The 10995-nt window shown below is 44.0% G+C and carries 15 protein-coding genes and 1 pseudogene; all 16 read right to left on the bottom strand.

What is annotated here, in order from left to right:
- Nucleotides 1–543 (bottom strand): hypothetical protein (locus Q0200_RS01715; RefSeq protein ID WP_297937009.1); only part of this gene is annotated, 543 nt, incomplete at its 3' end.
- Nucleotides 515–760: a hypothetical protein gene (locus Q0200_RS01710; RefSeq protein ID WP_297937006.1), complete on the bottom strand. Its 246-nt coding sequence runs from the start codon at nucleotides 758–760 to the stop codon at nucleotides 515–517. The genes Q0200_RS01710 and Q0200_RS01715, both read right to left, overlap by 29 nt.
- A gap of 25 nt (nucleotides 761–785) precedes the next feature.
- Nucleotides 786–1485, bottom strand: a pseudogene (locus Q0200_RS01705) (IS1595 family transposase).
- A gap of 354 nt (nucleotides 1486–1839) precedes the next feature.
- Entirely contained in the window at nucleotides 1840–3687 is a 1848-nt protein-coding gene (locus tag Q0200_RS01700) for a penicillin-binding protein 2 (RefSeq protein WP_297937004.1), read from the bottom strand.
- Between the two features lie 3 nt (nucleotides 3688–3690).
- Nucleotides 3691–3993, bottom strand: coding sequence for a flagellar hook-basal body complex protein FliE (gene fliE / locus Q0200_RS01695; RefSeq protein WP_009495241.1), 303 nt, complete (start codon nucleotides 3991–3993; stop codon nucleotides 3691–3693).
- A gap of 5 nt (nucleotides 3994–3998) precedes the next feature.
- Nucleotides 3999–4496 carry a flagellar basal body rod protein FlgC gene (gene flgC / locus Q0200_RS01690; RefSeq protein WP_002946576.1) on the bottom strand — a complete coding sequence of 166 codons (498 nt, stop codon included), beginning with the start codon at nucleotides 4494–4496 and terminating at the stop codon, nucleotides 3999–4001.
- A gap of 9 nt (nucleotides 4497–4505) precedes the next feature.
- Nucleotides 4506–4943, bottom strand: coding sequence for a flagellar basal body rod protein FlgB (gene flgB, locus Q0200_RS01685; RefSeq protein WP_297937000.1), 438 nt, complete (start codon nucleotides 4941–4943; stop codon nucleotides 4506–4508).
- A 55-nt stretch (nucleotides 4944–4998) separates the two neighbouring features.
- The gene (gene aat / locus Q0200_RS01680; RefSeq protein WP_297936998.1) at nucleotides 4999–5658 is read right to left on the bottom strand and encodes a leucyl/phenylalanyl-tRNA--protein transferase; all 660 of its coding nucleotides are present in this window, start codon (nucleotides 5656–5658) and stop codon (nucleotides 4999–5001) included.
- Nucleotides 5659–5676: 18 nt separating this feature from the next.
- Nucleotides 5677–7842 carry an AAA family ATPase gene (locus Q0200_RS01675; protein ID WP_297937011.1) on the bottom strand — a complete coding sequence of 722 codons (2166 nt, stop codon included), beginning with the start codon at nucleotides 7840–7842 and terminating at the stop codon, nucleotides 5677–5679.
- Nucleotides 7843–7885: 43 nt separating this feature from the next.
- Nucleotides 7886–8197 (bottom strand): ATP-dependent Clp protease adaptor ClpS, encoded by a 312-nt coding sequence (locus tag Q0200_RS01670; RefSeq protein WP_297936996.1) that lies wholly within the window; start codon nucleotides 8195–8197, stop codon nucleotides 7886–7888.
- On the bottom strand, nucleotides 8187–8801 hold the full coding sequence (locus Q0200_RS01665; protein ID WP_297936994.1) for a TlpA family protein disulfide reductase: 615 nt from the start codon (nucleotides 8799–8801) through the stop codon (nucleotides 8187–8189). The genes Q0200_RS01670 and Q0200_RS01665 overlap by 11 nt, the downstream gene beginning before the upstream one ends.
- A 1-nt stretch (nucleotide 8802) precedes the next feature.
- Nucleotides 8803–9015: a 4-oxalocrotonate tautomerase family protein gene (locus tag Q0200_RS01660; RefSeq protein ID WP_297936992.1), complete on the bottom strand. Its 213-nt coding sequence runs from the start codon at nucleotides 9013–9015 to the stop codon at nucleotides 8803–8805.
- 9 nt (nucleotides 9016–9024) lie between these two features.
- Nucleotides 9025–9480: an SsrA-binding protein SmpB gene (gene smpB / locus Q0200_RS01655; protein ID WP_297936990.1), complete on the bottom strand. Its 456-nt coding sequence runs from the start codon at nucleotides 9478–9480 to the stop codon at nucleotides 9025–9027.
- An 11-nt stretch (nucleotides 9481–9491) separates the two neighbouring features.
- Nucleotides 9492–10235 (bottom strand): 4-(cytidine 5'-diphospho)-2-C-methyl-D-erythritol kinase, encoded by a 744-nt coding sequence (locus Q0200_RS01650; RefSeq protein ID WP_297936988.1) that lies wholly within the window; start codon nucleotides 10233–10235, stop codon nucleotides 9492–9494.
- On the bottom strand, nucleotides 10235–10465 hold the full coding sequence (gene csrA, locus Q0200_RS01645; RefSeq protein WP_002946591.1) for a carbon storage regulator CsrA: 231 nt from the start codon (nucleotides 10463–10465) through the stop codon (nucleotides 10235–10237). Before csrA ends, Q0200_RS01650 begins: the two co-directional genes overlap by 1 nt.
- A partial coding sequence (gene truB / locus Q0200_RS01640; RefSeq protein WP_297936986.1) for a tRNA pseudouridine(55) synthase TruB occupies nucleotides 10459–10995 on the bottom strand: 537 nt, incomplete at its 5' end. The genes csrA and truB, both read right to left, overlap by 7 nt.

Raw genomic sequence — 10995 nt, 5'->3', positions numbered from 1 at the left:
AAAGTTTTTTCTCATGTCATTAAGAATTTTTGGAGTAATTTGATTTATATAAAGTCTATTCTTTTTGCCGTGATCTGTATAGTAGTTTTCTACCTTATTAATTTTTTCATCGTTTGTAGTTTCATCTATATATCCAAATTTCCAAATGTACTCATACAAATAAAATTCTGAGGCTAAATTTTTAAAAAGTATATAAAAATCCACTATGTTTCCGTCTCTGTCTTGTGTTCCGCCTTTAAACTCAATTATATTACCATTAGCTGTAACGTTCCACATAGACATATCGTCATAACAGAAACTCCATTTTTTTATCTTATCTTTGTAAATAATGGCGCACTCTTTTATATCTATAGCGCGACCTAAATTGTCTTCATTATAATTACGTAAAATTTTTGCAGAATAGTCATCATTGCCTATTTTAAAATAATAATTAGATGCGTCTTTGTATTTAAAATTTGGTATTTCATCTTTTCCCATGCCATTACAAGCCAGCAATAATATTAATAAAAACGCACTATTTAAAAATTTGAAAAATTTTAGCATTTCTAATCCTTGTGTAGTTTTCTTTTCTGTCTTTCTTGCTTTGGTCGTCGGTCCCTTTATTAATAACATAAGTTATTTTATCCACTATATTTTCGTTATTTGAGTCTTTTTTACTCTCATCTGCTATTTTGTGTAGATTGTTAGAAAGCCAAAACCATGCAGCACTCATTATCGCGTACTTTCCATATTCGGCTACTAAAGTTGGATTTTCTACCATATTATCTTCAGTATTAAAATTTGGCTCAATTAAACTTAAGCGGATTTTCTCTTATCAGTTTCAACAGTTTCTGATATAAGTTTTCCTGTGTAGTTTTAGTATTATATCTAAATTCGCATTCCTTTAAATGAAGCAAGAAATTTTCTTTCTTTATCCCTTTAAATTTAGCTAGTCTATGTTTAGCATATCCCCAGAAGTTTTCTATGCCATTGATATGATTTTTACCGTTTGCAAATTCATTCTTTGAATGCTTTACTCTATAGTGAGCTTTAGCCCCGTAATCTACCAAACCGTCATAGGCCTTCCAACAATCAGAGTAAATAACGCTCTCGTCCAGATCGCTAAATTCTGATAGTATGGGTATTAGTTCATTTGCAGAACAGTTCTTAACTACTTGGGTATAGACCTTACCGTCACGTTTTAGCATTCCAAATACTGGTGTTTTATTTGCTGCGCCTCTGCCTCTTTTTCCTCTTACTCTTTTAGATCCGAAGTAGCTTTCGTCTATTTCTATTTTGCCTGAAAACTTAGATATCTTTTCACACTCTTTAGACATAAGAATTCTTATTTCTCTAAAGATTACATATGGTTGCTTCTGAAATTTTAGTTAAATTCGATATCTTTGATGCTTTTATATCCTCTGCGAAGTACTTTAGAATTTCTCTAAATTCCTTCTCTGAAATTCGGGAACGGATTATATATTTGTTTTTCATCGATAAAATCATAGTTAAAAACTTCTTTGAAAGTTTTTAACTTATCTTGAGCCAAAAAGAAATATTGCAAGCCGATAGAATTAATGAATAAAACTTTTTATATTTAGTAAGAGGATAGCGGAGAACTATCTCGTGGTTTTTCGTGGCAACGAGGGAGGGTATAAAAAAGAAAGACGGTAACAAAACAAGATAAGCTAAAGGCAAAAAAGCCTTTTAAGAGCTTTTAAAAGGTCTCTGCTGCACAGATTCAAAAAGTTTTTGTTCATGTGGGCGTAAGGCTACCGCATGGACTTTTTAAGAATTGGGAGAGGGTATAAAAGCTAATAATTAAAATGCATACAATAACGACATATGCGTGATTAAAATTTAATTCTTTTTTTGCTTGCTTTTAGAATTTGAGTTTATGGTTTTTTTCTCTGTATTTTCGGCTGTCGGCGCAGTTTGCTCCGGTGCAGTCAAATTTTGATCAGGCTTTAAAAATCCCTCTTCGACCATCAGCTCTACGGCCGCTCTAAACGTCGGTAGCGCGCTCTGTGCGCCGAAATAATAATACGGTTTCTTCGGCTCTCTGGCTAAAACACCTATCGTATAGCTATTGCCCTGTGAGTCGTTGACGAATCCGAAAAACGAGCCGTTATAGGTATTTGCGTAGCCGCCGGTCGTGGCGATGTGTGCGGTGCCTGTTTTGCCGCCGATTTCTAGACCCTCCACCTTCGCTCTTTTGCCGGTGCCGATCTCGACAGTTTTTATCAGGATACGCTTCATCCTCTCGGCCGCTTCTTGGCTTATGGCCTCGACGGGTTTTGGGTCGTTTACGACGAAAAATTTGCCGTCTTTATAGAGCGAGTCCACGACCTTTGGCGTCACCATTACGCCTTTGTTATTAAATACGTTATACGCCTTTAAAAGCTGGATAAAAGTCGCTTGCAAGCCGTATCCGTAGCTCACAGTTGCCTTATAGGTTGATGAGTTTAGCTTGGCTACCGGCGGCATGTTTCCTACTTGCTCGTATGGCATATCGATGCCGGTTTTTTGCGTGAAGCCGAAATTTAGAAGCCCTGAGTAAATTTGAGAACCGTCTAGGCGCTGGACGATCTGTATCATGCCGATATTTGAGCTATATACGATGATATCTTCGGCTGTGAGAAAGGGCTCCGGGTGCGTGTCTTTTATCGTGCGTTTTCCTAGCTGATAGACGCCGTTGTAGGTGTTTATGCGCTCGAGTGGATTGATTTTGTCGTTTGCCAAAAGAACGGCGAAAATAAACGGCTTAAAGACCGAGCCGACCTCGTATGCGTACTCGGTTGCCGAGGAGTTTAGCGACTTGTAGTCTTGTTTTCTGATGTTAGACGGGCTGTAGCGAGAGGTACTGGCAAGCGCTAGTAGACCGCCCGTTTTTGAGTCCATGATACCTACGATTATCTCTTTTGCGTTTAGAAATTCTTTCTTTTCGTCGATGATTTGCTCTAGTCTGGTTTGCAGTTTAAGCGAGGCGTTTAGGATGATGTCGTATCCGTCCACGCGGTTGGCTAAATTTGAATCGCTGGTTAAGATAATGTTGTTTCCGATATCTTTCGGGCCTATCAGTTTGGCGTCTTGGATCGAGGAGATGTAGTATTCGTAGGCTTTTTCTACGCCTTTTACGCCCTCTGTTTTGGTGATGCCGTCTTTTTCGACCTTTTTTACATAGCCTATCATTGGGGTGAGTGCGTCTGCTGCGACATATTGCCTGCTTTCGCCGCTTTCTATTATGCTCATATTACGCAGTATCGCAGCTCCGGTGCTTGGGTCTTCGTACGGGATAAAGATTTTTTTTCTATACAGCTTTTTTGATAGCTCCTGTAGATACGCCGCGCCTTTGGCATCGATCTTATAGGATAGCGTAACGGCACCTTTTTGGCTATTGATGATTTTGGTTACGCGCTTGATATCGTCGCCGCTATATATACAGTAGAGCTTGATAAATAGATCTTTTTTATCGGGGTCGATGTTTCTAGTATCTACCATCACTTTGTAGAGCTTTTGGCTGCCGGTGATACTAAAGCCGTCTTTTGTTATTATGTTGCCGCGCAGGGCTGTGTTTATATCGCTAGTTTCTAGTTTTGGCAGTCGTCTTTCGATATTTGCTCGGTAAAAAATAACTGCCAAAAATATGCAGATAAAAAATAGAATAAACGCAAATAAAGCGATTGTTTTTGATTTTCGCTGATTCAAGGTTTAAATTTGCGTTCTTGAGATTTCTTTGTATGCGCTTAGGGCCTTGTTGCGGATCTCCAGCATGAGTTTCATCGACGTGTCGGCCTTGCCGATAGCGATAGCGGCTTGGTGCAGGTCTTTTACCTCGCCCGTTGCTAGGTCGGCGATGGCTTTGTCTGCGTTGATTTGTATCTCGTTTAGCTCTTTTAGCGAGCTATCTAGTACGTCGCCAAAATTTAACTCGCCTTTTTGATTTTGCAGAGTCTTTGCTTCTTTTTTTTCAAACGGCGAAGCAACCGAGCCGATTTTATCTATGTTCGTCATAAAATTTAACCTTGTAATAATTCTAATGCGCTTTGAGCGATCGTTTTAGCCGACTGAAATGCCGAAACGTTTGCCTGATAGGCGCGCGTGGCTTCGATCAGATCCGCCATTTCGATGACTGGATTGATATTTGGGTACGCTACGTAGCCCCTCGCGTCGGCGTCAGGGTGAGACGGATCGTATTTTAGCTTAAAATCCTTATCGTCGCGCACTATCTTGTCAACTACGACGCTCATTATAGCAGGTTTTGCGTCTTTTGTATAGAATTTATCGTCTAGCGGATTTTCGTATTCGAGCAAGTTATGTTTTTTTGCTACTTCGTCGTTTAGTACGCTATCAAAATCAACCGCCTTAAATATCACCTCGCGGCGTCTATACGGGCCGCCTTCCGCCGTTCGCACGGTGTTTGCGTTGGCGATATTGGAGCTAATGACGTTCATCCTAAAGCGCTGGGCGCTTAGTCCGTATCCGCTGATGTCAAAGTCGCTTAAATAATTACTCATAATCTATCCTTAAATTTTGCTGCTAGCGTCGATAACGTTTTTAAATATCTGACCGCTTTGTCTCATGGCGCGATCAAGCGCTGTTACCATTATCGCGTTTTTGCTTAGCTCCGTCGTTTCCACGTCCAGGTCGACGGTGTTTGCGTCGTTTCGCGCCATGTGCCCATCGCGTAAAAATATCGTCGCCCCGTTTGACGCCGGAAAATCCACGCGAGGAAAGTGCGCGTCGTCCGTTTGGGCGAGTTTTAAAATTTTATTTTCGTCTTTGCCGTAGATTTCTTGCGCCGTTTGCGATAAAGCCGCTTCAAACGCGATATCGCGGGCTTTGTAAAAAGGCGTGTCGATGTTTGCTATGTTGCTAGAAATCATTTGCTGGCGTAAATTTCTGCTTGCCAGCGCGCTTTCTACGAGCGGTTTTGATTTTGAGGTTTGGATACCTGCGAACATTTTCTTGCCTTTTTCTCTAAATTTTACGAGATAATAAGCAAAAGACGTTCCAAATTTAGAGTAAATTTTTAAATTTGCTAAACCCGCTAGGCTGCTTTTTTAGTTCGTTAAATTTGGCTAAAAACTCGCTTCGTCTCATCGCTTTTGCGCCCATAAATTTTAGATGTTCGTTCATAACCTGACAGTCGATGAGAAAACTAAACGGCTCTAAAGCGCGGCAAAGCGCGATGAGAGCAACCTTTGACGCGCCCGTTTTTAGGCTGATCATACTTTCGCCGCAAAAGACCTTACCGAAAATTTGTCCGTAAAGTCCGCCCGCTAGCTCGCCATCCTCGTATACTTCCACGCTGTGCGAGATGCCTAGACGATGCAAATTTACGTATGCGCGCACGATATCTTTGCTTAGCCACGTGGGTTCGCGTTTTTCGCGCTCGCTTTTGCAGATTTTTAGAAAATTTTCAAAGTCGTAGTCAAACCGCACTTCAAATTTTTTAAGCGCGGATTTTATGCTTTTTTGCACCCTTACTTCGCTTGGAACTAGCACAGCGCGCGGATCTGGCGACCACCAGTATATGGGCTCGCCGGGCAAAAACCACGGGAAAATGCCTTTGTCGTAAGCTTGCAAAAGGGCCTCGGCGCTTAGATCGCCGCCGACGGCCAAAGGCGAGTTTGCAGGGGCGTTTGCGGGGTCGGGAAAGCTATAGATTTTTTCCAAATTTGACCCCGCGTCCGATTATTTTATGGATTCAAATTTAAACGCCAGCTTGCCGTTTTTTAGCGCGATATTTGCGACGCCGCCGTTTTTTAGGGCGCCGAAAAGTATCTCGTCGCTAAGCTTGGTTGAGATCTCGTCTTGGACCAGGCGTTTTAGATTTCTGGCGCCGAATTCTTTACTATAGCCCTTTTGCCAGAGGTATTTTTTGGCTTCGGCGGAGGCTTTTAGGACGACTTTTTTTTCGGCGAGGCTTGAGTTTATCTCGTTAATGATTTTTTGCGCGATGAGGCTTAGCGCGTCCTCGCTAAGGTCGTTAAAATGCACGATTTTATCGATGCGGTTGCGAAACTCGGGACTGAAAAATCCCTTTACCGCCGAGTCTGCTTTGCCGCTTTCATCCTTGCTAAAGCCAAGCGTCGGAGCCTCTTTTGAGCCCAAATTTGAGCTCATTATGATGACGGCGTTACGAAAATCGCTCTTTGCGCCCGTGTTATCGGTGAGGCTAGCGCCATCGAAAATTTGCAAAAAGACGTTTATCATCTCGTCGCTGGCCTTTTCGATCTCGTCAAACAAAATCACGCTATAAGGGTACTTTTTAACGGCATTTGTGAGTATGCCGCCCTCTTCAAACCCGACATATCCCGGAGGCGCGCCGATGAGACGCGATACGCTATGTTTTTCCATGTATTCGCTCATGTCAAACCGCTCGAAATGTACGCCCAAATTTCGCGCTAGAGCCGCACTTAGCTCGCTTTTGCCCACGCCGCTAGATCCCGTAAATAAAAATACCCCCACAGGCGCGTTTGGCTGCTTTAGCCCCGCATACGAGCGCTTGATCGCCGCTACTAGCGTATCGACGGCTTCGTCTTGACCAAAGATTTCAGACTTTAGCCTTTGTGCTAGATTTTTCAAATTTGCCGCGGCGTCAGATTTTAGATTGGTATCCGGGATATTTGCCATCTTGCTTAAAACCGTGCTTAGATCGGACATTTTTACGGTTTTGTTTTTGCTTTGCAGAGCTAGAGCCGCGCCGACCTCGTCGATGAGATCGATGGCGCTATCTGGCAAAAATCTATCATTTAGGTATTTTTTGGCTAGCTCCACGCTTTTAGCTAAAATTTCGTCGCTAAATTTGACGCCGTGAAAGCTCTCGTATTTGGCGCGAAGCCCTTTTAGTATCTCGACACTCTCGTCCGCGCTCGGCTCTACGACGTCGATTTTGGCAAATCGGCGCGAGAGGGCTTTTTCTTTTTCAAAAAAGCTGCGATACTCCGCGTACGTCGTCGCTCCGATGCAGCGCAGCGAGCCGTTTGCGAGAGCCGGTTTTAGTAAATTTGACATATCAAGCCCGCCCCCGTTTGTAGCTCCCGCGCCCACGATCGTGTGGATCTCATCGATAAAAACTATCGCGTCTTCTTGCTCGGCCACCTCGTCCATCACGTCTTTTAGGCGTTTTTCAAAGTCGCCGCGGTACTTCGTGCCCGCTATCATCGCGCCGATATCCAGGGCGAAAATTTGCGCCTGCTTTAGCCGCTGCGGCACTTCGCCGCTTGCGATTTTTAGCGCGAGCCCTTCGACTACGGCGGTTTTGCCCACGCCCGCTTCGCCCACTAGGATTGGATTATTTTTCTTGCGGCGGCTTAGCGTTTGCATTAGCCTTGCTAGCTCGTTTTCGCGCCCGATGATCGGGTCTATCTTGCCCTCGGCGGCTAGTTTGGTTAAATTTGACGAGTATTTAGCGAGGTTTTGGAAGTTTTTAGCGCGAGCCTGCTTGTCGTCTTTTGCGGGGTGTTTAATCTTTTGCGGATCGACGTCGTAAAATTCTAAAATTTTAGCCCCGTACGTGTCGCCTCTGGCCGCGATTTTAAAGAGCAAATCTCTGATGCCGACGTTTTTATCTTTTAGCTCAGTGTTTAGCTCTTTAAAAATTTGCTCCAAAAGCACCGTCATGCGCGGTTGTTTGTGGTGCGGGACTTGTTCGTTGGTTTGCAGTAGATAGTTTTTTAGATCGCTTTTTAGTCCCTCGACGTCGGTGAGTCCGGCCTCTACTAGGATATCTCTAGTCTCTTCGTTTAAATTTACTAGCACGAAAAGCACGTGCTCGCTGGTTAGATACTCGTGAAAATTCGAGTAGGCAAACTGCCCGGCCTTTTCCAAAAGATAGCTTAAATCCGAGTCAAACATCATTTCCTCCTCTTTGCGCCTTTTGCGCGCCCGTTTTTACGGGCTACTCTTCCTCGACGACTGCCTTTAGCGGATAGCCTGCGGCGGCTGCGGCTTTTAGCGTTTGGTTTTGTTTGGTTTGGGCTATCTCTTTATTGTAGATGCCCGCCACTCCGCTGCCTTCGTTATGGATTTTTAACATCACGGTTACCGCGCTTTGGGCTGTGTGGTGAAAAATCTCGACCAACACGCTCACGACGAAATCCATGCTCGTAACGTCGTCGTTTAGCAAAACAACCTTAAATTTACGCGGAAATTCAGGTTTTTCCTTTACGTCTATGCCGTGCTCCCGCTCGGTGGCGGTTTTATCGGACATTTTTTATTCTCTCGTAATCTTTCGTCATCGCGTCTAGATGGATGCCGCCTAGGTAGTATTTCACGCCGAATTTTCCGCTATCTACGTCGGTTAGCTCCTGATATACGCCGCCTTTTAGCACCATTTTTATCGGCACGCTCTCGAGTCGCTCGTATTTTATATCCTCTAAAATTTGAGCCGAAAGCTTGTCATTTGTCTTTATGTCGTTTGAGATAAAGTAAAAGGCGTTGTATTTTTGCGCGAAATTTTCTACTACGTACTCGTTCGTGACGTTTTCAAAGTGCGTTAGCCCCACGATCGTAAAATCATTTAGGTTGTCGATCTGAAATTTGGTGAGATCGGGCGCTTCTTTTTGACACGGCGGACAAAATGTGCCGAATATATCAAACATCAAAATTTTATCCTCATCACCTTTAATAACAAAGCCGCCATCGACGCGCTTTAGCGTGAGGTCTTTGCCAAACACGCTCTTTAGCGCGATCTCTTCACCCGTTTTATAGCCCTCTATCTTTACGGGAGCCTTTGCCGTCTCGTCCTCGCCGCAGCCTGCTAGAAATATAGCGCAGACCAAAGCCGCCAAAATCGCCTTTATGGTTTTTTTCATATTATTTTCCTTGTTTTGATCTTAGTTCGGTTATGCTTTCGCCGCCAAATCCGTAGTCGTCGGTGCTGACTTCCTCTATCACGACGACGGTTCTGCTCGCGTCGCGCTTTAGCGTATCGCCTAGCAGCTTTGTCACGCCTGCTATTATCGCGCGCTTTTGCTCGGCGCTTACGGCTTCTTTTTCTTTTGTGATTTTTATATTTACGTAGGGCATCGGTTTTCCTTAAGCGTATTTTTTCATAGCTGAACGCGCTTCTTTGTCGGCTTCTTTACGTTTTATCGTCTCGCGCTTATCGTGCAAATTTTTACCTTTTGCCAGCGCAACCCGCGCCTTTACGATATTTTTGTCGTTTAGATAGAGCGCTAAAACGACTAGCGTGAGACCCTCTTGCGTGACTTGACCGAAAATTTTATCTATCTGCTTGCGGTGCATCAGTAGTTTTCTCGGAGCCCGCTCGTCCGGGCGAAACGCCGAGTGCGTCGTGTTTAGGTGGCTGATGTGCGCGTTTAGCAAAAACAGCTCGCCCTTTATCACACGCGCAAAGCTATCTTTTAGATTGGCTCGGCCCGCCCGTAGAGCCTTTACCTCGCTGCCTTTTAGCTCGATGCCCGCCTCAAAGGTCTCGATGATACTAAAGTCAAACAAAGCCTTTTTATTTTTGGCTAAATCCTTACCCATTTTTTACCTTTTTATTTTAAGAAAAACACGCTCGCGCCGCTGCCGCTTAGGAAAAAATCTTTAAATTTATCCATCTGCGGATAAATTTTAAAACACGGCGCAAAAAGATCGTTTAGTTTGCGGTTTTCGTATCGCTCCAGCAGCTGCGCCGTCGTCATCTCGCGCATTTTTGCCGCCAAATTTACGTCGATACTATCCATAAAATTTGCCCTAAATTCGCCGTAAACCGCAGGCGTCGAGCAAAAGACGCCGGGCGTTAAAATTTTTACCTCTGGCACTTCGTCGTCAAAATCGCTTATTATCTCGCCGATACCGCTAACGTTTGCCGCCTTGAAATCGCTAGCGAAAAATGCCACGTCCGCGCCGATATTTGCGCCTATTTTCATCAAATTGTCGTGAGTTAGTTTTAAATTTAACTCCTCGTTCGCCATCTTTAAAAACGTAGCAGCGTTTGAGCTACCTCCGCCTAGACCCGCGCCCAGCGGGATTTGCTTTTTTATCACGATTTTATGCGAGGCGAAAAACTCGTCCAGCTCGTTTTTAAAGCCTGCTTTTTCCAGCTCAAATTTGGCCTTTAAAACGATATTATTTTCGATATTTTCGTTATCGCACTCTAGCGCGAAAACATCCGCTTTTTCAAAGAAAATTTCGTCATAAATCTCGCGCCTCAAAACAAAGCGAGAGACGATCTCGTGGTAGTTGCCGCGAGTGCCGACAATCTTTAAAAAGGAGTTGATTTTCGCGTAGCTTTTCATTATTTTACGATTTTATCGCTCAGCTCTTTTAGGCTCGCTTCGCCCGCGCCGTTTAGGGCCTGTTTGTTTTCCGCCGCTACGTCTTCTACTAGCTCCGAGCGCAGGATCATCATATTTTTAGGCGCGTCGATGCCGATTTTTACGCCGCCTTTTGAGATGCCCACGACCGTGATTTTGATATCGTTTCCCAGCATTATGCTTTCGTCTTCTTTTCTTGCGAGTATTAGCATTTTTCGACCTTATTTAGTTTATATGTTACGGTTTCGTCTTTGATTTCAATGATACTAAAAAATTCATCAAAGTTTATTAAATATAGTCCCTCGGCGCCAAATTTTAGCTTTTCTACGCTCAGTTTTTTGCCTAGCATCACATCAGCGGGGTCGCCTAGATATTCGTTTCGCGGCAATGAGATAAAATCAAGCGGATTTAAAAATCGCTCGTTTTCGTAAATAAATTTGCCCTCGCTTACGCGTTTTAGCGCGCTTAGAGTAGCTTTCGCGCCAAGCTTTGCGGCTAAAATTTGAGCGTACGAACGCACGTACGAACCCTCGCTAACGCCAATGCGAAAGCTCAAAAACGGATGCATATACGCAGTCAAATTTACGTCAAAAACGCTCATCGTTTGGCTTTTTAGCTCAAACTCTTCGCCTGCTCTTGCTAGCTCATACGCACGCTTGCCGTCCACGTGCTTGGCGCTAAATTTGGGCGGTACGTAGGTGATCTCGCCTTTTAGCTCGGCTAGCAACGCCTTTACGTCGGC

This window comes from uncultured Campylobacter sp. (assembly GCF_938045225.1).
Taxonomy (GTDB): Bacteria; Campylobacterota; Campylobacteria; order Campylobacterales; family Campylobacteraceae; genus Campylobacter_A.
The sequence above is the reverse complement of the archived record's forward strand: the minus strand, read 5'-3'. Positions and strand labels throughout refer to the sequence as shown.